This window comes from Gordonia terrae (genome assembly GCF_051789125.1).
In the GTDB taxonomy this organism is placed as follows: domain Bacteria; phylum Actinomycetota; class Actinomycetes; order Mycobacteriales; family Mycobacteriaceae; genus Gordonia; species Gordonia terrae_A.
In genome coordinates, this window is the sequence record NZ_CP196526.1 from 3,153,215 (window position 1) to 3,175,509 (window position 22,295).

General features: G+C 68.4%; 18 protein-coding genes. 3 read left to right on the forward strand and 15 right to left on the reverse strand.

All coding sequences use genetic code 11. The annotated features are described in order from the left end of the window. Positions 1-4: 4 nt before the first annotated feature. From dnaE to lspA, 4 genes are all read right to left on the reverse strand, one after another. On the reverse strand, positions 5-3,547 hold the full coding sequence (gene dnaE, locus ACSUZC_RS14240) for a DNA polymerase III subunit alpha (RefSeq protein WP_439029183.1): 3,543 nt from the start codon (positions 3,545-3,547) through the stop codon (positions 5-7). A gap of 165 nt (positions 3,548-3,712) precedes the next feature. Beyond that, positions 3,713-5,311: a protein kinase domain-containing protein gene (locus ACSUZC_RS14245; protein ID WP_439029184.1), complete on the reverse strand. Its 1,599-nt coding sequence runs from the start codon at positions 5,309-5,311 to the stop codon at positions 3,713-3,715. Positions 5,312-5,391: 80 nt separating this feature from the next. Further along, entirely contained in the window at positions 5,392-6,318 is a 927-nt protein-coding gene (locus tag ACSUZC_RS14250) for an RluA family pseudouridine synthase (protein WP_439029185.1), read from the reverse strand. Next, a complete protein-coding gene (lspA, locus tag ACSUZC_RS14255; protein WP_439029186.1) occupies positions 6,311-7,033 on the reverse strand; it encodes a signal peptidase II in 723 nt (240 codons plus the stop codon). Before lspA ends, ACSUZC_RS14250 begins: the two co-directional genes overlap by 8 nt. Positions 7,034-7,073: 40 nt before the next feature. Here lspA and ACSUZC_RS14260 point away from each other — a divergent pair, with 40 nt between their 5' ends. Continuing rightward, a complete protein-coding gene (locus tag ACSUZC_RS14260; RefSeq protein ID WP_439029187.1) occupies positions 7,074-8,018 on the forward strand; it encodes a hypothetical protein in 945 nt (314 codons plus the stop codon). Between the two features lie 21 nt (positions 8,019-8,039). Here the strand turns inward: ACSUZC_RS14260 and ACSUZC_RS14265 are convergent, their stop codons facing one another. Continuing rightward, complete coding sequence (locus ACSUZC_RS14265; RefSeq protein WP_439033126.1) at positions 8,040-8,519, reverse strand: hypothetical protein; 480 nt, start codon at positions 8,517-8,519, stop codon at positions 8,040-8,042. A 269-nt stretch (positions 8,520-8,788) separates the two neighbouring features. Between ACSUZC_RS14265 and ACSUZC_RS14270 the strand changes: the two genes are divergently transcribed. Continuing rightward, positions 8,789-9,772, forward strand: a complete 984-nt coding sequence (locus ACSUZC_RS14270; protein WP_439029188.1) for an asparaginase — start codon at positions 8,789-8,791, stop codon at positions 9,770-9,772. A 14-nt stretch (positions 9,773-9,786) separates the two neighbouring features. Here the strand turns inward: ACSUZC_RS14270 and ACSUZC_RS14275 are convergent, their stop codons facing one another. Next, on the reverse strand, positions 9,787-11,223 hold the full coding sequence (locus tag ACSUZC_RS14275; RefSeq protein ID WP_439033127.1) for a DNA polymerase IV: 1,437 nt from the start codon (positions 11,221-11,223) through the stop codon (positions 9,787-9,789). 109 nt (positions 11,224-11,332) lie between these two features. Beyond that, entirely contained in the window at positions 11,333-11,821 is a 489-nt protein-coding gene (locus tag ACSUZC_RS14280; protein WP_439029189.1) for a nitroreductase family deazaflavin-dependent oxidoreductase, read from the reverse strand. Positions 11,822-11,934: 113 nt separating this feature from the next. Here ACSUZC_RS14280 and ACSUZC_RS14285 point away from each other — a divergent pair, with 113 nt between their 5' ends. After that, complete coding sequence (locus ACSUZC_RS14285; RefSeq protein ID WP_439029190.1) at positions 11,935-12,627, forward strand: TetR/AcrR family transcriptional regulator; 693 nt, start codon at positions 11,935-11,937, stop codon at positions 12,625-12,627. A gap of 60 nt (positions 12,628-12,687) precedes the next feature. Here the strand turns inward: ACSUZC_RS14285 and ACSUZC_RS14290 are convergent, their stop codons facing one another. The 8 genes from ACSUZC_RS14290 to pgeF form a co-directional block, all read right to left on the reverse strand. Next, positions 12,688-13,545, reverse strand: a complete 858-nt coding sequence (locus ACSUZC_RS14290; RefSeq protein ID WP_439029191.1) for an RNA polymerase subunit sigma-24 — start codon at positions 13,543-13,545, stop codon at positions 12,688-12,690. A 300-nt stretch (positions 13,546-13,845) separates the two neighbouring features. Then, the gene (ileS, locus tag ACSUZC_RS14295; RefSeq protein WP_439033128.1) at positions 13,846-17,019 is read right to left on the reverse strand and encodes an isoleucine--tRNA ligase; all 3,174 of its coding nucleotides are present in this window, start codon (positions 17,017-17,019) and stop codon (positions 13,846-13,848) included. A 322-nt stretch (positions 17,020-17,341) separates the two neighbouring features. Then, positions 17,342-18,250 (reverse strand): hypothetical protein, encoded by a 909-nt coding sequence (locus ACSUZC_RS14300; RefSeq protein WP_439029192.1) that lies wholly within the window; start codon positions 18,248-18,250, stop codon positions 17,342-17,344. 31 nt (positions 18,251-18,281) lie between these two features. Next, positions 18,282-19,094 carry a DivIVA-like cell division protein Wag31 gene (gene wag31, locus ACSUZC_RS14305; protein ID WP_439029193.1) on the reverse strand — a complete coding sequence of 271 codons (813 nt, stop codon included), beginning with the start codon at positions 19,092-19,094 and terminating at the stop codon, positions 18,282-18,284. 342 nt (positions 19,095-19,436) lie between these two features. Next, on the reverse strand, positions 19,437-19,778 hold the full coding sequence (locus ACSUZC_RS14310; protein WP_439029194.1) for a YggT family protein: 342 nt from the start codon (positions 19,776-19,778) through the stop codon (positions 19,437-19,439). 56 nt (positions 19,779-19,834) lie between these two features. Next, entirely contained in the window at positions 19,835-20,554 is a 720-nt protein-coding gene (locus tag ACSUZC_RS14315) for a cell division protein SepF (RefSeq protein ID WP_439029195.1), read from the reverse strand. A 113-nt stretch (positions 20,555-20,667) separates the two neighbouring features. Next, positions 20,668-21,420, reverse strand: a complete 753-nt coding sequence (locus ACSUZC_RS14320; RefSeq protein WP_439029196.1) for a YggS family pyridoxal phosphate-dependent enzyme — start codon at positions 21,418-21,420, stop codon at positions 20,668-20,670. Between the two features lie 24 nt (positions 21,421-21,444). Continuing rightward, entirely contained in the window at positions 21,445-22,293 is an 849-nt protein-coding gene (pgeF, locus tag ACSUZC_RS14325; RefSeq protein ID WP_439029197.1) for a peptidoglycan editing factor PgeF, read from the reverse strand. Positions 22,294-22,295: the final 2 nt, after the last annotated feature.

The following is a 22,295-nucleotide window of genomic DNA, read 5'->3' on the forward strand; positions in this document are numbered from 1 at the left end:
GCGGTCAGCTCAGACAGCTGGGTCCGAGCAGGGCTTTCAGGTCGCCCATGAGCGCGGAGCTCGGCGCCACCCGCAGCGACTCCGTGAGTTTCAGCTGGGTCTGCCGTTTGTCGCTGACCAAGGTGACGTGGACGTCGGCCATCCCGGGATGTCGTGTCAGCACCTGCTTGAGCGCCTGTACCCGGTCGGGCGTGCAGAGCCGCGCCGAGAGGGTCAGCGCCACCGGCTTGGTCGCCCCGGCTGTCTCGAGGTCGGGCACCGCCAGGTCGTTCGCGCTGATCATCATGCTGTCCTCGCGCAGGTTCACCCGCGCCTTGATGAGAACGATGTTGTCCGCGACGATGTCCATCCCGTAGGCGACATACGCCCGCGGGAAGAAGTAGACCTCGACACCACCGACCATGTCTTCGAGGGTGACCGCGGCCCAGGGCTCACCCTTCTTGTTCACGCGCCGGGTCACCGAGGAGATGATGCCGCCGATCGTGATCTGTGCGCCGTCGGCGACGTTCCCCTCGAGAAGCGTCGTGATGGAGGTGTCGGTGTGCGCGGCGATCGCATGCTCGACGCCACTCAACGGGTGGCCGGACACGTAGAGCCCCAGCATTTCTCGTTCGATCGCGAGCTTGTGCTTGGTGTCCCACTCCTCTTCGGGCACCTTCACGGCGAACACCTCGGCCATGGAGTCGTCGGCACCACCGGCGTCGCCGAACAGATCGAACTGTCCGATCGCCTCGGCCTTCTTGGTCCCGATGACCGATTCCACGGCCTCCCCGTGGATCAGGAACAGGCCCTTGCGCGGATGACCGAGCGAATCGAAGGCACCCGCCTTGATCAGCGACTCCGTCACCTTCTTGTTGCAGGCGGTGACGTCGATCTTGCCCAGATAGTCGGAGAAGTTGGTGAACTTCCCCTTCTCCTCGCGCGCGGCGATGATCGAGCCGACGACTCCGGATCCGACGTTGCGGATCGCCGCGAGACCGAACCGGATGTCCTTGCCGACGGCGGCGAAGTTGCGCTGCGACTCGTTCACGTCGGGCGGCAGCACCGTGATGCCGAGCTTGCGGCAGTCGGCGAGGTAGATCGCGGCCTTGTCCTTGTCGTCGCCGACGGAGGTCAGCAGGCCCGCCATGTACTCGGCCGGGTAATTGGCCTTGAGGTACGCGGTCCAGAACGACACCAGTCCATACCCTGCGGCGTGCGACTTGTTGAACGCGTAACCGGCGAACGGTAGGACGGTGTCCCACAGCGCGGTGATCGCGGCCTGGGAGAAACCGTTGTTGCGCATGCCCTCCGCGAAGCCGTCGTAGGCCTCGTCGAGGATCTCCTTCTTCTTCTTGCCCATCGCGCGTCGGAGCAGGTCGGCCTGTCCGAGCGAGTATCCGGCGACCTTCTGGGCGATCTGCATGATCTGCTCTTGGTAGACGATCAGGCCGTAGGTCTCGGAGAGGATCTCCTTGAGCGGTTCTTCCAGCTCGGGATGGATCGGCCGGATGTCCTGCAGACCGTTCTTGCGCTTGGCGTAGTCGGTGTGCGCGTTCACACCCATGGGACCGGGGCGATACAGCGCCAGGACGGCGACGATGTCCTCGAACCCGGTGGGCTGCATCATCTTCAGGAGCTCGCGCATCGCCGCGCCGTCGAGCTGGAACACGCCGAGGGTGTCTCCGCGGGCGAGGAGCTCGTAGGTCTTCGGGTCTTCGAGGGGCAACGCATCGAGGTCGAGGTCGATGCCCCGGTTGAGCTTGATGTTCTCGAGGGCATCACCGATGACGGTCAGGTTGCGCAGACCGAGGAAGTCCATCTTCAGCAGGCCGATGGCCTCGCACGACGGATAGTCCCAGCCGGTGATGATGGCGCCGTCCTGCGCACGCTTCCACACCGGAATGGCATCGGTGAGCGGTTCCGACGACATGATGACCGCGCAGGCGTGCACGCCCGCGTTGCGGATCAGGCCTTCCAGACCGATGGCGGTGTCGTAGATCTTCTTGACGTCCGGGTCGGTCTCGATGAGCGTGCGGACCTCGGTGGCCTCGTTGTATCGCTCGTGCTCGGGGTTGGTGATGCCCCAGACCGGGATGTCCTTGGCCATGATGGGCGGCGGCAGGGCTTTGGTGATGCGGTCGGCGATCGCGAAACCCGGCTGGCCGAACTGGACTCGGGCCGAGTCCTTGATGGCGGCCTTGGTCTTGATGGTGCCGAAGGTGATGACCTGGGCGACCTTGTCACTGCCCCACCGGTCGGTGGCGTACCGCACCATCTCGCCGCGGCGACGGTCGTCGAAGTCGATGTCGATGTCGGGCATCGACACACGCTCGGGGTTGAGGAACCGCTCGAACAGGAGCCCGTGCGGGATGGGGTCGATGTTGGTGATGCCCAGGGCCCACGCGACCAGCGAACCGGCGGCCGAACCACGACCCGGCCCGACGCGGATGCCGACCTCCAGCGCATGGCGGATGAGGTCCCCGACCACCAGGAAGTACGCCGGGAACCCCATCTGGATGATGACGTCGAGTTCGTAGTTGGCGCGCTGCAGGTATTCCTCGGGCACCTCGGTGCCGGCGAATCGCCGCTCGGCGAGCCCCTTGGCGACCTCCTTGCGCAGGAAGGTCTGCTGCGTCTCGCCGTCAGGCACCGGGAAGACCGGCATCCGGTCACGGTGGGTGAAGACCTCTTTGTAGGACTCGACGCGTTCGCCGATCTCGAGGGTGTTGTCGCACGCGCCCGGGACGATCGAATCCCACTGCTCGCGCATCTCGGCCGCGGACTTCAGGTAGTAGCCGTCGCCGTCGAACTTGAAGCGGGTCGGATCGGAGAGGGTCTTGCCGGTCTGCACACACAGCAGCGCCTCGTGCGCAGCAGCGTGTTCCTTGGTGACGTAGTGGCAGTCGTTGGTGACGATGGGTTTGATACCCAGCTTGCGACCGATCTCGAGCAGCCCGTCGCGCACGCGCCGCTCGATCTCGAGGCCGTGCTCCATCAGCTCGAGGTAGAAGTTGTCCTTGCCGAAGATCTCCTGCCACTTCGCCGCGGCCTCGAGCGCCTCGCGATCGTGACCGAGCCGGAGCCGCGTCTGCACCTCACCGGACGGGCAACCCGTCGTCGCGATGATCCCCTCGGCGTGCTCGGCGATCAGGTCCACGTCCATCCGCGACCACTTGCCGAGCTGTCCCTCGATCGACGCCAGCGACGACAACTTGAACAGGTTGCGCAGGCCGGTCGAGTTCTCGGCGACCATGGTCATGTGCGTGTACGCACCCGAGCCCGAGACGTCATCGCTCTTCTGTTCGCGGGTACCCCACTGGATCCGTTTGGTGTCGAACCGTGAACCGGGGGCGATGTAGGCCTCGATGCCGATGATCGGCTTGATGTCGTTCTTGACGGCGGTGTTGTAGAACTCGCTGGCGCCGAACATGTTCCCGTGGTCGGTCATGCCGATCGCGGTCATCCCCAGACGTTTGGCCTCGGCGAACAACGGCGACACCTTGGCCGCACCGTCGAGCATGGAGTACTCGGTGTGGTTGTGCAGGTGTACAAACGAGTCCGTCACTGTGCCTCTTCTGTGGATACGAGTCGGGGGATGCGTTCAGTCGGTGAGGGGTCTGCCGGGTCCGAGTCGGGGTCCACTTTAGGCGCGTCCACCGACACCTCCCCGCTGCCACTCCGCGCCGTGACGGATGTGACGGCTGTGGTATCGAAAACCTGTCCATCCGGCTTACAGCGCCGCCACCAGGACGACGATCAGGATCACCGCCACCACGGCCACGACAGCCAGGATCACACGCGATCGGTTCGATGCGCCGCGGCCTCCCGACCCGGCGTCACCGACCGCGCCCGACGATCCCCCGCCCGGTCTGTGGGGACTCGCGCCGGGCGGAACCGGCCCACCGACCGGGCCGGGCGGAACCGGCCCCCCGACGGCGTACCGCGCGCCGCTCCCGGGTGACCGGTCCGCGCCGTACCGCCCTGCTCGGGGCCGGTCAACTCGGGGTCGGCCGGCCCCGGGTTGGGCTCGGAGGTGATCGTTGCTCTGCCGCAACGGATTCGACGGCGGATGCTGCCACACCGCCGGATCTGCACCGGTCGCCGGTCGCGCGGTCTGCGACCGCGGCGACCCGGGCTGCGATCTCGCGGGTGGTGTCGACCGCGGTGTGGGATTCGGGGTCACGGGATTCGGGGTGGCGGGGTTCGGTGAGGCCCGGCCGGTCGGGGGCCGCGGACCCGGGCGGCCCGGCATCGCACGCAGAGTGACGTCGTCCGCCGAGGACACGGCGGCGGCCTGGTCGCGCGGCCGGCGGTCGCGCTCGCCTCGCGCAGCGCGCCGTGGCGGCACCGGTGTGCCACGGGCGGCCGGGGGGCGCGGAGTCCCCGGGACGGTCTCGGCGTCGAGGTCGGCGACGGAACGCGGCCGGACGGTGCGCAGACTCGTCGCCAGCGCGTCGGCGAACTCCCGACAGGTGGCGAAACGCTCGTCGGGACGCTTCGCCATCGCCTTCGCGATCACCGCGTCGGCCGCCGGCGGAACGGCCGGTACGAGGTCGGAGATGCGCGGAACCGGCTCCTTCAGATGCGCCCCGATGACGGCGCCGTTGTCGCGGTCGTCGAAGGGCACCCGGCCGGTGAGTAGGTGAAATGTGGAGGCGGCGAGCGAGTATTGATCGGTCCGGCCGTCGAGGCGGCGACCCGTCAGCTGCTCCGGCGAGGCATAGGACAGGGTCGCGAGGACCGTGCCGACCGACGTCAGCGCCTCGGTCTCGTCGGAGAGCTTCGCGACACCGAAATCGGTGAGGAGAACGCGCTGCTCGTCGAACGACGAGTCCTCGTCGACCTCGGCGAGGAGGATGTTGGCCGGTTTCACGTCCCGGTGGAAAAGGCCACGACGGTTCGCATGGTCGATGCCGCGGGCGACCTCGGACACGATGTGGACGACGCGCCGCGGCGCGAACGGGCCCCGCGCCGCGAGCTCGCGCGCACAATCGGTCCCGGGCACGTACTGCATCGCGATCCACAGCAGGTCGGACTCCCCCGATGCCGACGACGACGCACCCGACTTCGCGGTCGTCGGCACACTCGCGCGGCCGCGGTTGAAGACGGTGACGATGTTGGGGTGATCCAGAGTCGCCGCGACCTCGGCCTCACGGAGGAAACGCCGGCGGAAATTGCTGTCGGTGAGGCCCGCCGAGGCCTTCAAGACCTTGAGCGCGTCGTAGCGCGGGAGTTCCGGATGGCGAGCGAGGAAGACCGCGCCCATGCCACCACTACCCAGTACCCGTTCGACGCGGTACCCGGCGACGAGGGTTCCCGGCTCGAGCACCCCCTCAATCTAGGCGAGTTCGGCCGGTCTGTCGCCCACTCACCATCCATCCGAACGCGCTGGTGGGGCGACCCCGCGGATCACGTCTCGCGCAGGACGTCGAGCGCGTGCTGCAGGTCGTCGGGATACGACGACGTGAACTCCACCTGGCGACCGTCGGCCGGGTGCGCGAACCCCAGCGACCTCGCGTGCAGCCACTGTCGTTCGAGGCCGAGTCTCTTCGCCAGAACCGGGTCGGCCCCGTAGGTCGGGTCGCCGCAACACGGGTGGTGCAGCGCCGAGAAGTGGACCCGGATCTGATGTGTCCGACCGGTCTCGAGGTGGACGTCGAGCAACGATGCCGCGGCGAACATCTCCAGGGTGTCGTAGTGGGTGATGCTCGGCTTCCCGTTGGCGGTGACCGCGAACTTCCAGTCGTTGCCGCGGTGGCGTCCGATGGGCGCGTCGATCGTGCCCGACGACGGATCGAGGTGCCCCTGGACGAGCGCGTGGTACCCCTTGTCGACGGTCCGCTGCTTGAACGCCCGCTTGAGCAGGGTGTATGCGCGTTCGGACACCGCAACCACCATCACACCCGAGGTGCCGACATCGAGCCTGTGCACGATGCCCTGGCGCTCATGCGCGCCCGAGGTCGAGATGCGGAAGCCCGCGGCGGCCAACGCTCCGATGACGGTCGGGCCACTCCAGCCCACCGACGGATGTGCCGCCACCCCCACCGGCTTGTCGACGACGACGATGTCGGAGTCGTGATAGATCACCTCGAGATCCTCGACCGGGGTCGGCTCGACGCGTAGGGGCTCATCCGGTTCGGGCAGGGTCACATGCAGCATCGACCCGGCGGCGAGCTTGTGCGACTTCCCCACCACCGCACCGTCGACGATCACGTCCCCCTCCTCGGCGAGCGTTGCCACGACCGTGCGCGACAGTCCGAGCATCCGGGACACGCCGGCGTCCACGCGCATCCCGTCCAGGCCGTCCGGCACCGGGAGGAACCGGGATTCACGCATGTGCGCCACCCTCCGTGCGGGCGGCACCGTGCCGGTCACGGCGCGCGGCCCATCCGGTGCGCGTGCCGTCGTAGTCGAATCCGAGGGCCGACAGCACGACGAGCAGGACGGCCCCGCACACCACAGCCGAGTCGGCGACGTTGAACACCGGCCACCACCCCACCGAGACGAAGTCGACGACGTGGCCCTGCAGGACCTGCGGCGAGCGGAAGATGCGATCGATCAGGTTGCCGATGGCCCCACCCAGCACGAGCGCCAGGCCGAGGGCCCACCACCGGGAGCGGAGCCGACTGCTGTACCGGATGATGACCACGACGACGACGAGCGCGATGATCGAGAGCACCCACGTGTAGCCGGTGGCGAGACTGAACGCGGCGCCACTGTTACGGACGAGGCGCAGTGTGACGACGTCACCGATGATCTCGACCGGATCGCGCGGATCGAGCGTCGCGACCGCAATCGACTTGGTGAGCTGATCGAGGCCGAGGATCACGACCGCGATACCCAGCACCGCAACGGTCATCCGCGACAGAAGTCGCCCCCGCCCGCCGGATTCTTCTGGACCGGATTCTTCTGGGCCGGATTCTTCTGGGCCGGATTCTTCTGGACCGGGCTCCTCGGGACCGGGGGCACCGGGTTGTGCGGTGTCGGCTGTCGGCGATCCGGCGTCGCGCGGGTCCGTCTGCTCCGGATCCGTCCGGGGTTGGTCATCCACAGCATCATTGTCCACGACCCGTCGAATACGCTGGCTACCCGTGCCCCCGCGTCCACGTGTGATCCGGTCTCTCGTCCCGTCGCTAGCCGCGGCCACCGCACTGTCTGTCCTGATCGCGGGATGCTCGTCGGGGCCGGAAGACGCGCCGCAGGCCACTCCCTCGACCGCGGCGGGGTGCGCCACCGACTCCGCTTCGCGCGCGGCGGGTGCGGCGCCCGTGCCGATCGCACCCGCGACGGTGACCGTCCTGGACGCCGGCACCGGTGACCGCCGGGTGCCGGCCGCGGCTCCGGACGTGGCGACGCCCCAGACGGTCACGCTGGTGACGACCTCGGAGGTCGCGTCACCGGGCAGCGCGGACGCTCAGACCCTCGACATGCCGCTGACGGCCCGCTTCGGCTGCACCGACCCGACGGATCTCGAGATGGACCTGAACACCGTCACCTCACCGGACACGACCCTGAACGATCAGTTGTCGGCGATGACCGGGAGCAAGGTCGGACTCACCCTGGCACCCGGCCTGGCACCGGTGTCCCTGCGCATCGCGCCGGCCGCCGATGCCGGCGGAGAGGCCCGCCTGGCGGTCGAGCAGGCGCTGGTGTCGGCGATGAACACGACCGTCGCGCTGCCCACCGAACCGATAGCGATCGGGGCGTCGTGGCGCAGTGAGCGGGTGATCGCCTCCGCGGCGACGGTCACCCAGACGATCGAGGCGAAACTCACCGCGTGGGAGGGCAGCCGGCTGACGATCGAGTTCACCTCGGACGAGTCGCCGGTGAACTCGGTCTTCGCGATCCCCGGGGGCGGTGACAGCCTCACCATCAGCCGCTACACCTACTCGGGCCGGGGCACGATGACGGTCGATCTGACACGCGGGCTCCCCGTGGCCGGCGAGGCGACCTACCGGGGAGCCCGTGAGCTCGTCGGTGCGGACCCGGCCCGCCCGCTGATTCAGCAGACCGGGTTGTCCGTCACCTGGCGATAGTTGTTCGGTTGTCGTGTGGACTCAGCTCGCGGGCGAGCACATCGCGCTCTCGACCTGGTACAGGCCGAGCAGGTTGCACACCGTCTCGTTCGAGAGCTTCCAGCGTCCGTCGTCGAACACGATGGTCGACTCGGCATTGGTCGGCGGGTTGCCCGCGGTCTCGATCCGCACCTTGACGCGAGCCTTGTTGGGGCCTGCGCTGATGACGGGGTTGACCAGGACCCAGTCGACGTCGGAGTTCTCCGCACGCGCCTTCACCAGCTGATCGAAGATCGCCGGATCCTTCTCCGAACCCTCCACGAACTGGATCTTCTCCGCCCGCGGGACGTCGGGGTCGACAGCCTGGCTCACCATCTCGTTCAGAGCGGCGATCGACGGCGGCTTGCTGCCGTTGGTGAGCTCGGACCCGTCTCCGCCGGCGGAAGCCGTGTCGGAGCTGGTCAGGGTCGGTGCGGGTGGCGCATCGGCGTCATCGCCCCCACAAGCTGCGACGGTGGTCATCAACGCTGCCGCGATCATGGTCGCGCCCAGAAATTTCCGATACTTCAAGGATCTCCCTCACTGTGTTCTCGGCATGGGGCGCTCTCGCGAGCACTCTCCCACCTCGATGGCGAACGTGTCTGCCGGGTCGACCCGGCGACAGCCCACACCACTATGCCAAACGCCGCGGTCTCCGGGTCTGCGGTACCGGACGACCCGCCGGGTGTCCGGGCATCGCCGACCCGGCAACGCTTGACGCGCCTCCACGGTTCCGGTGACTCTTGGACACCATGACACCCACCTCCGGCACGAGCCGCCCGACCATCGTGCTGATCAGCACCGGAGGCACCATCGCCGCTCAGACGACCGCCGACGGTGCGGTGCCCGCCCTCGGCGCCGCCGAGCTCGTGTCGAGCGTGTCGACCTCCCCGTCCGGCTCGACGGCGCAGGGTGCCGGGACACACGTCCGCGCCGTCGACCTGCTGCGTGTGGACAGCTCCGCGATGACGGTGGCCGATCAGTTCACGATCGTTCGCGCGGTCGTCGACGCGCTCGCCGACGACACGGTGCTTGGCGTCGTCGTCACGCACGGCACCGACACGATGGAAGAGACCGCCTTTCTCGCCGACCTCTACCACGCCGACGACCGCCCGGTCGTCTTCACCGGCGCGCAGTTGCCGGCCGACTCCCCCGGCGCGGACGGTCCCGCCAACGTCGCCGCGGCGCTCGCCGCGGCCGCCGATCCCGCCTCCCGCGGCCTCGGCGTGCTGGTGGCCCTGGGCGGACGGGTGTTGCCGGCGCGCGGTGTGTTCAAGACCTCGACCACCGATCCCGTGGCGTTCGACACCGTCCACCCCGGCCTGGCCCGGCGGGTGCTGCCCGGACCCATCCCGCTCGGCCGGACCGCGCGTGTCGATTCGTTCACGCTCTATCCGGGCGTCTCACCCGGGCTGATCGCCGCTGCGGTCGCACAGAACGCCGCGGGACTCGTGCTCGCCGCGACCGGCTCGGGCAACACACACCCGGACGTCACCGCCGAGGTCGCCCTCGCCGTCCAGCACGGAGTGCCCGTGGTGGTGACGAGCCGCGTTCCGCGTGGCGAGGTCTCGGCCACCTACGGAGGCGGGGGCGGGGCGGTCGATCTGCGGCGCGCGGGCGCGATCGTGTCACCGTGGTTGCGGGCCCCGCAGGCCCGGATGGCTCTCATCGCCCTGCTGACGGGCGGACACGATCACGGCGAGATCGCCGACTTCTTTCTCGCACAGACCTTCTGAGCCGGGCTCGGCCGTCACTCGGCGCCGGGAGAGTCCCAGTCGAGACTCTCGAGCGGATCGGCCGGCCGGAGCGTCGGGTCGTCGACGGCGAACGTGCGGGTGCGTCCCGGCCCGGTTGTCCGGGTCTCGAAGCGCACGGTGACGACGCCGTGTCCGCTCCCCTGCACCCAGCCGTGTCCGTACTCCGGATGGGACACGTCGGCGCCGGGTCCGAAACGGCCGCTCGGCAGCGCACTGCCACCGGGAGCGAATCGGGGCGGCTCCACCGACGACGTGGAGACGTCCGAGTCGCGGCCACCGCCGTCCGCGGTCTCCGCGACCTCGACCACGAGACCGCCGGCGGTGTCCCCTGCGTCGGCACTGTCATGATGCGTCATCTCGACACCGTCCTCCGGCCCGGCTCCGATCTCGTCGAACAACGCGTACTGCTGCACCGCGGTCAGTCCGGAAAAGCCAACACCCACAAGGCGGATCGCCCCGACCGATTGCGGATCGAGCGCGAGTCGCTGAGCGGTGCGCTCGAGGTCGTCGAACTCGGTCGTCGCGGCTGCCGTGGTCGCCGAACGCGTCAGGATCGACATGTCGGATCGTTTTAGCTTCAACACGACGGTCCGGGCGCCCCGGCCGTCGGCGAGCAGGCGGCGGTGGGCATCGGTGGCCGCCTTGCGAATGGCGCGGCGCAGCGAGTCGAGTTCGACGATGTCCTCGGCGAACGTCGACTCCGCGCTGATCTGTTTCGCCGAGGCACGTTCGGCGACGGGACGGTCGTCGATGCCGTGCGCGAGCCGATGCAGGGCGGGTCCGACGGTGGCGCCGAGCACCGAGGCCACCTCGACCGGCGACATCGCGGCGAGGTCGCCGATGGTCATGATCCCCAGGCGGGCCAGTCGATCTCCCGACACCGGACCGATACCCCACAACTTGCGGACCGGGAGCGCATGGAGGAACTCGCGCTCCCCGGACGGCGGGATCACCATCACACCATCGGGTTTGGCCATCCCCGACGCGATCTTGGCGAGCTGCTTGCCACTGCCCAGCCCGACCGACGCAGCCAGGCCGACCTCGGACCGAATCCGGGCCCGGAGGCGTTCGGCGAACTCGCGCGCGTCGGCGACGGTGGCACCGGCCAACTCCGCGGGCTCGGCGAAGGCCTCGTCGAAGGACAGCGTCTCGATGACCGGAACCGCTTCGCGCACAAGGGCGAACACGCGTTTGCTGACCACGCTGTACACCGCGCCGCGTGGCGGGATCACCACACCGGTGGGGCCGATCAGGCGGCGCGCCTGATGCATCGGCATGGCCGAACCCGCTCCGAACACCCGCGCCTCGTAGCTCGCCCCGGCGACCACGCCGCGGCCGCCTGAACCGCCGACGAGGACCGGACGTCCGCGCAGTGTCGGCCGGGTGAGTTGCTCGACGGAGGCGAAGAACGCATCCATGTCGAGGTGCATCACCCAGCGTGGACTCCGCTCACCGGACTCGCCGAGCGGCGATCCCGACCCCGGCGTCGGGTCGGCCCCGGCGGTCGGAACGGCTTCGGGACGCGGCACCCGTCCCAGTCTAGTGAGCGGGAGTCGTCCGACCCGGAGACCGGTGAGCAGGAGTGACGGCGAAGACGGGGATCAGCCCGGCGCGGGCCGCGAGTTCGGTGTCCGAGGACTTCAGATCCAGACCTTCGGGCAGAAAACGTCCCACCTCCCAGCCCCAGCGACGCAGGTACTCGCGGATGATCGGCGTGCGAAGGGTCGGGTCCACCTCGGTGAGGGCGACGTCGACGCGGCGGCGGCCACGACGCAGCTCGACGGTTCCCGCAGCCCGGGCGTTGCGCACCCACTGGGTCTCACCGCGCACGGCCACCAGGTATTCACCGCCGTCGAAGCGCAGGACGTTGACCGGTACGCGCTGCGGGCTTCCGGAGCGGCGTCCCACGACCGTGAGGGTCTGGGCGCCGGCGAGATTGACGCCGCGATCGGCGAGCCACCGGATCATGCGGTTGACGACGGCGTCTGCGCCGTGCGGGGCTTTGTAGTGACCGGCTGTGGTGGACATGGGAGGCCTTTCGACTGAGTTGCGATTCGAGAGCACCGCTCTCGAAATCGAGTGTGCACCGCGCCGGCCCAGAAATCAAGAGCACCGCTCTCGCTTGTGGCAGGATGGCGCCCATGGCCACCGGACGCAGCCGCGCGGAGAACCGCGCGATGATGACCGACGAGATCCGTCGCCTCGGTCGTGAGCACCTGACCACTTACGGTGCGGCGGGACTCTCCCTGCGTGCCATCGCCCGCGACATGGGCGTCGTCTCCTCGGCGGTGTACCGGTACGTCCCCAGTCGCGATGAACTCCTGACGATGCTGGTCGTGGAGGCCTACACCGACATCGCGGACGCGGTCGAGTCGGCCGTCGGCTCGGTCGAGCCATCACGACGGCAGGATCGACTGCGGATCGCCGCCGCGACCGCCCGGACCTGGGCACTCGACGACCCCGCTCGATGGGCACTCCTCTTCGGCAGCCCGGTGCCCGGGTACTCCGCGCCGGGCGACCGGACCATCGGGCCCGGGACGCGAATCCCGGCGTTGCTTCTCCGCGAGTGCGCCGCCGCGCATGCCGAGGGCCTGTTACGCGCCGATCTTCCCGCCCCCGCCGAGGGCATTGCCGCCGACATGGGCGCGATCCGGACCGAATTCGGACTCGGGTCCCCGCCGGCGGTGCTCGCCGCGGCGACCACCCTGTGGGCTGTGCTCGTCGGCGGGATCAGCCTGGAAACGTTCGGTCAGTACGGCGCCGACACCTTCGCCCACCCGGACGAACTCTTCCGGCACCAGATCGATCTCACCCTCGCGACGATGTTCGCGTGACGGCCGCCGACGAGCGGCGGCCCCCTCCCGTGATCGCTCGATCATCGACAGAGACCGGGATCATCTGGCGATCGCGCGTGGCCGGTCCGCCGCGGTGAGCTTGTCCGGGTTGCGCATGGCATAGACATGGTCGATCAAGCCGCCGTCAAGGCGCAGTGTCAGCGCGGACTGCAGGTGTCCTTCGTAGTAGACCGTGATCCCCGGCTGACTGTTGAAGACCGACGCGTCGGCCCGGTAGCCGTCGACCACGGCACCGATCCGGGCGAAACCCGACAACACACGTGCGACGTCGAGAGCGCCGTGAACGGGTCGGCGTACGGCAATCGCCTTCCCGTCGCTGTCGGCGGTGAGCACGGCGTCCGGTGTCAGCATCGACATCAGGTCGTCGACGTTCCCGGACTCGGCGACGGTGAGGAAGTCCTCGACGAAGGCCTCTGCGCGGACGCTGTCGACGGGCTCGAAACTCGGTCGGCACGCCGCGACGTGAGCACGGGCCCGACGAGCGGTCTCCCGCACTTCGGCCTCCGGCGAGCACAGGATGGTCCCGATCTCGGCGTCGGTGACACCGAACACCTCACCGAGGACGTACACGACGCGGTCCTCCGGCTGCAAGGATTCCAGAATCAGCAACATCGCTGTCGAGATCGACTCCGCCAGAACGGGATCGAATCCCGGGTCGTGATCGTCGAGCAAGAGCGGTTCCGGTAGCCAGGGACCCGTGTAGTTCTCGCTCGCGCGCAGTCTCGAACGCAAGGAGTCCAGTGCCGCCCGCGTGACCAGCGTGGTGAGCGCGAGCCGGTCGCCGTCGACCAGGTCCTCGCCGACGCCGGCGACGATATCCTCCGCGGCGACCGAGGAGCCCAGGATCTCGTAGACCATAGTGAAGAGCTGCGGCCGTAGATCGGCTGATCGATCCATAGGCCGTTCCACGTGGGTGCCGGTCATCGGTGGTGTCGGGCCTCTCCTGGTGCGCGGGTCGGCGCCGGCCGTACGCGTCCGCCACCGACGCCGAACTCGGACGGTGCCCGCGCGTGACCGGGTCGCCGCGAAGTCCACACCTGGGCTGCGGTGTCGACTCGTGACAGTGGCCCACACGCTACCGCGAGATCCCCGCGTTCCACCCCGACTACGTGATCTGGTCCCGACTTTGAGCCGGGCGCCTCGCAGAACACGGCGCCGCGCCGCCTCGCTCCCGGAGGTCCGGGAGCGAGGCAGCGGTCAGCCCGCCTTGGCGATGTCGGCCGTGACGCCGTCCCCGAGTTCGACGGCTGCGGCCTCGGTAGCTGTCGTGACGTCGAAACGCACCGCGAGGACCTCCCCCGCGATCAGGTCGGCGTGCGTCTGCGCCCATTCGAGACGCTCGCCGGGTACGACGAGGCGCACCTCGATCCGGTCGGAGACGTCGAGGCCCAGGTTGCGTCGGGCGTCCTGCAGCTCCCGGACCCGGTCCTTCGCCCAGCCCTCGGCTTCGAGTTCGGGAGTGACCGCGGTGTCGAGGACCACCAGCCCTGCGCCACCGGGCAGTTCGGCCGTGGAGTCGGGTTCGACCGCGACCAGACGGCGGGTGAACTCGCCCTCGTGCAGCTCGATGCCGTCCGCGTCGACGACCTCGGTACCGTCAGCGGCATCGCGCACCGACCAGTTCCCCGACTTGACCGCCTTGATCGCACGCTGGACGTCCTTGCCCAGACGCGGACCCGCGGCCCGGGCGTTCACCGCGACCTCGTACCGGCCGTACACGCTGGCGTCGGTGGCGAGCGTGACCGATTTGACGTTCATCTCGTCCTTGATCAGGTCGACGAACGGTTCCAGTGCCCCCGCGGTGGACGAGGCCACCGTGAGTCCCGACAGCGGCAGGCGGACGCGCAGCTTGTTGGCCTTGCGCACACTCGACGCCGTCGAACAGACGGCCTGAACCTGGTCCATGGCGCTCACCAGGTCGACGTCGGACGGCAGCTCACCTGCGGCGGGCCAGTCGGTCAGATGCACCGACCGTTCTCCCGTCAGCCCACGCCAGATCGCCTCGGTGGCCAGCGGGAGCAGCGGCGAGGCGAGTCGGCACGCGACCTCGAGCACCGTGTACAGGGTGTCGAAGGCATCGGAGTCCTCGTCCTGCCCCGCCCAGAAGCGCGCGCGCGAACGACGCACGTACCAATTGGTCAGCGACTCGACGAACTCCCGGAACGCATCGCACGCACCGGCGATGTCGTAGACGTCGAGCGCCTCGGTCATCGAGTCACGTGTCGTCGCCAGCTTCGCGAGGATGTAGCGGTCGAGCACATGCTGTGAATCCGTGCGCCACACCGCGGGTCGCTCGGCGTAGAGCTGCAGGAAGCTGTAGGCGTTCCACAGCGGCAACAAGGCCTGCCGCACGCCCTCGCGGATGCCGCGTTCGGTGACGACGAGGTTGCCGCCGCGCAGGATCGGCGACGCCATGAGGAACCAGCGCATGGCGTCGGAACCGTCGCGGTCGAAGACCTCGTTGACATCGGGGTAGTTGCGCTTCGACTTCGACATCTTCTGCCCGTCGTCGCCCAGCACGATGCCGTGTGCGGCAACCGTTTTGAACGCCGGGCGGTCGAACAGGGCGGTGGCGAGCACGTGCAGGGTGTAGAACCAGCCGCGGGTCTGCCCGTTGTACTCGACGATGAAGTCGCCCGGGTTGTGGGCGGGCGCCGATGCCGAGCCGCCGCCCTGTCCGTCACCCCCTTGTCCGTCATCACCGTCGAACCAGTCACGGTTCTCGAACGGATAGTGCACCTGCGCGAAGGGCATCGAACCCGATTCGAACCAGCAGTCGAGGACCTCGGGCACCCGCCGCATCGTCGACTTCCCGCTCGGATCATCGGGATTCGGGCGGGTGAGGTCGTCGATGAAGGGGCGGTGCAGGTTGTCCGGGCGCACCCCGAAGTCGCGCTCGAGCTCGTCGAGCGAGCCGTACACGTCGATGCGCGGGTGCTCCGGATCGTCGGAGATCCATACGGGCAGCGGCGCACCCCAGTAGCGGTTGCGGCTGATGTTCCAGTCGCGCGCGCCCTCCAGCCACTTGCCGAACTGTCCGTCACGGATGTGCTCGGGCACCCAGGTGATCTGTTTGTTCAACTCCACCATGCGGTCACGGAACTGGGTGACCGCGACGAACCACGACGCCACCGCCATGTAGATGAGCGGCTGGCCCGATCGCCACGAGTGCGGGTAGGAGTGCTCGATGGTCTCGTGGCGCAGGATACGCCCGGTCGCCTTGAGGTCCTTGATGATCACCGGGTTGGCGTCGAAGACCATCAGGCCCTCGTAGGGCGGCACCTGCGAGGTGAAACGGCCGCCCGGATCGAGGGGCTGGACGACCTCGATGCCGTTGGCGGTGGCGAGGTCCATGTCCTCCTCACCGAAAGCCGGTGCGAGGTGGACGATCCCGGTGCCGCTGTCGGTGGTGACGTAGTCGCCCAGCAGCACCCGGTGCGAGTTCGGGTGGCCGGCGAAGAAGTCGAAGGGAGGCGTGTAGGACAGATCCTTCAGATCCGCGCCACGGTGAGTGCCGAGCACCTCCGGGTCGCTGATCTCCTTGGCGTAGGCGCCCAGCAGCGCCTCGGCCAGGAGGTACTGCTGACCGTCGGCTGCCTTGACGTGTGCATAGGTGACGTCGGGGTTGACCGCGATCGCGAGGTTCGACGGCAGGGTCCACGGCGTGGTCGTCCAGATGAGCGCGTTGACACCGTCGAGCGAGGACAAGGGGCCGTCGGGAACCCTCAGCGGCATCGTGACGGTGACCGCCGGGTCCTGCCGCATCCGGTAGGCGTCGTCGAGCTTGGACTCCTGGTTCGACAGCGGCGTCTGCTCGTACCAGCTGTACGGCAGCACGCGGTAACCCTGGTAGATCAAACCCTTGTCGTAGAGCGCCTTGAATGCCCACATCACCGACTCCATGAAGTCGAGATCGAGGGTCTTGTAGTCGTTGTCGAAGTCGACCCAGCGCGCCTGCCGGGTCACGTAGTCGCGCCACTCCCCGGTGTACCGCAGCACCGAGTCGCGGCAGTACTCGTTGAACTTCGCCATGCCCATCTTCTCGATCTCCGACTTGTCGGTGATCCCGAGCTGGCGTTCGGCCTCGAGTTCGGCGGGGAGACCATGTGTGTCCCAACCGAATCGGCGGTCGACCTTCTTACCGAGCATGGTCTGGTACCGCGGTACCACGTCCTTGACGTAACCGGTCAGCAGGTGGCCGTAGTGAGGTAGTCCGTTGGCGAAGGGCGGGCCGTCGTAGAAGACGAACTCGTCGGCATCCGCGCGGTTCTCGATGGACGCGGCGAAGGTCGAGTCGGCCTCCCAGTACTGCAGAACCCGCTGTTCCACCGAAGGGAAGTCGGGCGCACTCCGGCCGGTACCCCCGGTCATGTCGATCTTCGGGTACACCCGTCCGGTGTGGGTGGGGTCGGTCACGGCTCGTCTCCTCGTGCCTGGTGATGTCTCATCGGCACGGGGACGCACACCATCGGTCTGCGCGGTACCACCCCGCTTGCGCCGGGAATCCGGCGCCACTCGTCGAACCGCGACGGCGGACGCCGCACGATCCCGCGGCTGTCACGGGCCACACCCGCCCGGTTCTACTGAGGACCCGAGGGTCCTGTTCTTCCGGGTGCTCCCCGGTGATGGCCGGATCGACGCGACCATCAGTGTAGCCGCGTGCCACCAGCAGCGGCCAACGGGTTGACCGCCATCACTCCGGCGGTGGGTGCCAGTTCGGATCGAGCGGGTCGAAGCCGGCGTCACGGGGTCGGCGGGGGGAAGCGTCTCCCCGCCCCTCCGACGGGATCCGGTCGGCGGGCTCCACGGTGTCCCCGCCACGCTGCTCCTCCGACGCCCATCGCGGAGGGGTGGCCGGGAACGGGGGCGACTCGTACGACCGTTCGCCCGAGTTCGGAACCGGCCCTCGGTCCGGTCGACCGAAGTCCGGACGGCGTTCTTCCGGCGCCCATTGCTGCCGAGGCGGCGGGCCGGGACGGTCCGATCGAGGGGGGCCCGACGGTGCCGCTCGAGTCGGGGCAGGACGAACCGGGCCGGGATGCTGCGCACCCTGCTGTCCCGGCTGACGAGGGTCGAACCGCTGGGTCGAGTCGTCGCGCCGGACGGGTCCGACGACGGTCGGATCTCCGGAAGGGTCGCCACCGACCGACCGCAGATAATCCTCGAGAGTGCCCTCTCGTCGTTCCTGCGCGGGACGGCCGGATGGTTCGGGGCGCTCGGGTGCGGCCATTCCGGGTTCGAACGGCGGTGAGTCATACCGTGATCGGGGACCCGACGGGGCATTGTCACCACCCGTCGGGGCGTCGACAGCCTGCGTCGGATATCGCCTGGTGGGCTCGTCCGCGTCGGAGCCGCCCGGGGATGACGCCTGCTCAGTATCGGACTCGGACGAGTAGGGATCTCGACCGGCACCCGGCACCATGTCCTCGATGGAGCGTCCGGCCTCTGCTCGTCGACCCGAGAAGACGTCGACGAGAAGGAAACCGAGCCCGACGAGACAGACCACGATGCAGGCGACGGCGAGCCACACGGTCCCGGTGATGAGACCGAGGATCAGCAGCACGAACCCGATGAGGGTCGCGGCCAGGGCCAGGGTCAGCACATCACCAGCCTACTGTGCACGTCGTGCCGGGTCAGCTGGGCGAGTAGCTGCTGAATCCGCCGCTGCCCGGGTCGTTCGAGAAGGACTGATCGGGCCGCCCACCCTCGACCGGCGCAGCGCTGCCGCGCTGCTGCAACTCTTCGAGCTGGGATTCGAGGTAGGTCTTGAGACGGGTCCGGTACTCGCGCTCGAAGGTCTTGAGCTGTTCGATCCGGCCCTCGAGGACACCGCGCTGCTGATTGATCGTGCCCATGATCTCGCTGTGCTTGCGCTCGGCGTCGCTCTGCAGTGCGTCCGCACGCTCTTGAGCCTGGCGCAGCTGGGCCTCCGACCGCGTCTGGGCATCGGCCAGGATGGCCTCGGACCGCTGACGTGCATCGGCGAGCATGGCGTCGGACTTGGTCTGGGCTTCCGAGACCATCGTGTCGGCGCGTGTCTGTGCGTCGGACAGCATGGCGTCGGCGTCCGCACGGGCACTGCCGGTGAGGCGGTCGGCGGTGTCCTGCGCGAGCGCGAGGACGCGCGCGGCGCGCACGTTCGCGTCGTCGTTGGTCGCCTGCGGGGCGGGCGTGGGTGCCGGCGCGACTGGCTCGGGCGCTGCGGGCTTGGCGAACATCTGGGTGCGGTCGTCGGCCCCAGAACCACCACCGGAGCGTGCGTCGGCGAGCTCGCCCTCGAGTTCTTCTACGCGCTGCTTGAGGTCCGTGTTCTCCTCGATCAGCCGCGCGAGCTCGGCCTCGACGAAGTCGAGGAACTGATCGACCTCATCCTCGTTGTAACCGCGCTTTCCGATGGGCGGTTTGCTGAACGCGACGTTGTGCACATCAGCTGGAGTCAGCCGCATGTCGGTTCCCCTCGTGTCTGGTGGTGAACTTGTGTTCAGTTGGCGGGCCGTCCAACCCGGATCGCGCGACGGTGAGTCGTTCGACCAATACAGGTTGTCACTAACTATTCATACCAGTCAAAAATTGTAACTGGCGACCAATCCTGTCACACGCGAACCGCTGGTCGCACGTTGCCGATGCGCTGTTGCAACCGAACGGTCATCCGAAGATGATCTCCAACGGTAGACCATCGCCGTCTCGCGAGGTACCCGAGCGCGGATCGGCGGGGCGCGGATCGACACTGTGGATCACGCGGGTCGACCATCTCCCCGACAGGTCGGCGGCGGAGAACGGTAAGACGATCAGGACCGGGACAGCAGGCCGGCCAGGGCCACCGAGTCGGCAAGCGCGTCCGCACGCAGACCGTTGACCACGTTCATTCCGATGATCACCACCAGCATCACGATCATGAGGGACAGGTCGAGTCGGATCGGTCCCAGCGGGATCGGCGGGAGGATTCGCCGCAGCGCCTTGATGGGCGGGTCGGTTGCCGTGAAGACCATCTCGATGACGACCACCGCGAAACCGGTCGGCCGCCACTCGTGGGCGAAGGTCCGGACGAGTTCGACGACCAGCCGACCCAGTAGGAGCAACCAAAAAATCAACAGGACGTAATACAAGACGCCCAACAGAATCGCAGCCACGCGTCAAGAGTGCCTGATCGTCGCGGACTTCGGCGAACCGAGGCCGTCGGCGCGTGTCAGGCGTGGTTGTAGAAGCCGGTCTCGGCGATCTTGCGGCGGTCCTCCGGCGAGACGTCGACGTCGGCGGGCGACAGGAGGAACACCTTCGTCGCGACCTTGTCGAACGAGCCGCGCAGGGCGAAGGCCAGTCCGGCGGCGAAATCGACGAGGCGCTTGGCGTCGTCGTTGCTCATGTCGACGAGGTCCATGATGACCGGATTCCCGTCGCGGAAGCGCTCGCCGATGGTGCGGGCCTCGCTGTAGTCCGAGGGACGCAGGGTGGTGATCTTCTGCAGTGGGCTGTCGGCGAAGACCCGCTCGAGTTCCACGCGCGGGTCGGGACCCATCGAACGGGAGGCGGTGGCCGCGCGCAGCGCCGCACCGGAGGACCGCTGCAGCGGTTCGAGGCGGGCGCCCCCGCGCATCGGCGCCTCGGCGGTCGCCCGCGATCCGGCGTAGGCGTACTCGGGAACGTATTCGGGAGCCATCTCGAATCCGCCGTCGAAATGACGGTCGGACAGTTCGTCGCGGTACGCCATCTCGTCGCGGTATCCCGCGTCGCGGAACGCCGGCTCGTAGCCCGGGTCGTAGGACGAGTCGCCGTAGTAGTCGTCGCGGTAGGCGCGCTCACGTGACCGCTCGCGCAGCGGCGGAGCCGACTCCTCGAGGTAGTCGTCCTCGTATTCACTCGGCGGCACCATGCCGAAGTAAGCCTTGAACTTCTGCATCGTGGTCATAGTCGGCCTCTCTGTCATTCGACGCCGGTGTGCTGCCGTGCCGGATGGTGCATCTGATGTCAGTGAGCTAATTGCGCTTGCTGTGTCACTTGGTTCTGGTGTTACCAATGTGATTACTGAGAGAGTAGCGGCCGGTCGCCCATGATCGCGGTTCCGACACGCACACATGTCGACCCCGCCGCGACCGCGGCCTCGAGGTCACCTGACATGCCGGCCGACAGTTCGACCGCGTCCGGATGGCGGGTGCGGAACTCCTGATGGATACGCGCGGATTCGGCCATCCAGCGATCGGCGTCGCCGTGGAGCGGGGCGATGACCATGAGCCCGCGCAACCGCAGCGACCCGGCCGCGACGACCTGGTCGGCGAGTGGCGGGAGATCACGCTCGGCGACGCCGCTGCGCTCGGGATCACCGTCCAGACTCACCTGGAGCAGTACGTCGAGCGGCGCCTGCCGCTCCCCCTCGTCCAGGGCCGCCGTCGCCGCCCGGTCGAGGGATTCCACGACCTTGGACCGGTCGACCGAATGAACCGCCCGTGCCCACCGTGCGATGGACCGGGCCTTCTTGGACTGCACGCCACCGATCATGTCGAACACCGGGACGTCGTCGGGTTCCGGCGGAATCCAGTCGGCGAGCACCTCGGCGACCTTGCGACCCGCCTCCGGTTCGCGGGACTCGCCGAAGGCCCGCTCCCCGAGGTCGAGCAGGCGGCGCACGTCGGCGGCGGGAAAGAACTTGGTGACCACCAGCAGTTCGCACGATCCCGCGGGCCGGCCTGCCGCGTCGACGGCCGCATCGAGGCGACGGTGCACCCCGGCCAGCCGGTCGGCCAGTTCGGCGGTACGCGCATCACGTGAGTCGGTCATGTCCCATTCTTCGTCTCGGCCTGACTACTTCTCGTGGGCGAGCCGGTCCGCATCGGATGGTTGTCCGGACGGCTCCTGCACGCCTGGCCCGAGTTCGATGTCCCCGAGTTCGATGTCCCCGTGCTGGATGTCCCCGTGCTGGATGTCACCGTCGGGATCATCGTCGACTTCGGGATCGATCCAGATGACCGACGCGAGACGGCCGGTGGGCGCACCCCTACGGTGACTGAAGAGACTCGGGTCCGAGATGGTGCAGCGCGGATCGATCGCCACTCCCCCGACACCTGCTTCGAGCAGTTGCCGCCGCAGCCCGGCCCGGAGGTCGAGGCCGGTGGTGCCCTTCTTGGTTCGCACGGCACTGCCGGGCAGATGTTTCTCCACGTCGGCTTGCATCGCGGGCGGCACCTCGTAGTGGTCACCACTGGCGGCCGGACCGAGGAAGGCTCCGATGGATTCGATGCGCGCGCCGAGCTCGACCATCGCGCGCAGCGTGGCGGGCACGATACCGATCCGGGCGCCCACCCGTCCGGCGTGGACACCGGCGATGACCCCGGCCTCGTCGTCGCTCAACAGCACGGGCACACAGTCCGCGGACAGCACCGCGAGGGCCAGTCCAGGGGTCGTGGTGACCAGCGCGTCGGTGGCGGGCACCGGTTCGCTCACCGGGCCGTCGACCACGGTGATCGTCCGGCTGTGGATCTGTTCCATCCACACGACCGAACCCGGTGCCACACCGATCTGTTCGGCGAGGCGACTTCGGTTGGCGGACACCGCCTCCGGATCGTCTCCTACGTGGTCACCGAGATTGAACGTGTCATACGGCGGCACCGAGACGCCGCCGGCACGGGTGGTGACCACACGGCGCACCCGCATCA

What these genes read in the sequence shown, in the direction of transcription:
- ACSUZC_RS14285 (WP_439029190.1), top strand. Translation starts at nt 11,935, where the DNA reads ATGGCCACCGGACGCAGCCGCGCGGAGAACCGCGCGATGATGACCGAC.
- ACSUZC_RS14265 (WP_439033126.1), bottom strand. Translation starts at nt 8,519, where the DNA reads ATGACCACCGTCGCAGCTTGTGGGGGCGATGACGCCGATGCGCCACCC.
- ACSUZC_RS14270 (WP_439029188.1), top strand. Translation starts at nt 8,789, where the DNA reads ATGACACCCACCTCCGGCACGAGCCGCCCGACCATCGTGCTGATCAGC.
- wag31 (WP_439029193.1), bottom strand. Translation starts at nt 19,094, where the DNA reads ATGCGGCTGACTCCAGCTGATGTGCACAACGTCGCGTTCAGCAAACCG.
- ACSUZC_RS14275 (WP_439033127.1), bottom strand. Translation starts at nt 11,223, where the DNA reads ATGCACCTCGACATGGATGCGTTCTTCGCCTCCGTCGAGCAACTCACC.
- ACSUZC_RS14315 (WP_439029195.1), bottom strand. Translation starts at nt 20,554, where the DNA reads ATGACCACGATGCAGAAGTTCAAGGCTTACTTCGGCATGGTGCCGCCG.
- ACSUZC_RS14290 (WP_439029191.1), bottom strand. Translation starts at nt 13,545, where the DNA reads ATGGATCGATCAGCCGATCTACGGCCGCAGCTCTTCACTATGGTCTAC.
- ACSUZC_RS14280 (WP_439029189.1), bottom strand. Translation starts at nt 11,821, where the DNA reads ATGTCCACCACAGCCGGTCACTACAAAGCCCCGCACGGCGCAGACGCC.
- ACSUZC_RS14250 (WP_439029185.1), bottom strand. Translation starts at nt 6,318, where the DNA reads ATGCGTGAATCCCGGTTCCTCCCGGTGCCGGACGGCCTGGACGGGATG.
- pgeF (WP_439029197.1), bottom strand. Translation starts at nt 22,293, where the DNA reads ATGCGGGTGCGCCGTGTGGTCACCACCCGTGCCGGCGGCGTCTCGGTG.
- ACSUZC_RS14320 (WP_439029196.1), bottom strand. Translation starts at nt 21,420, where the DNA reads ATGACCGACTCACGTGATGCGCGTACCGCCGAACTGGCCGACCGGCTG.
- ileS (WP_439033128.1), bottom strand. Translation starts at nt 17,019, where the DNA reads ATGACCGGGGGTACCGGCCGGAGTGCGCCCGACTTCCCTTCGGTGGAA.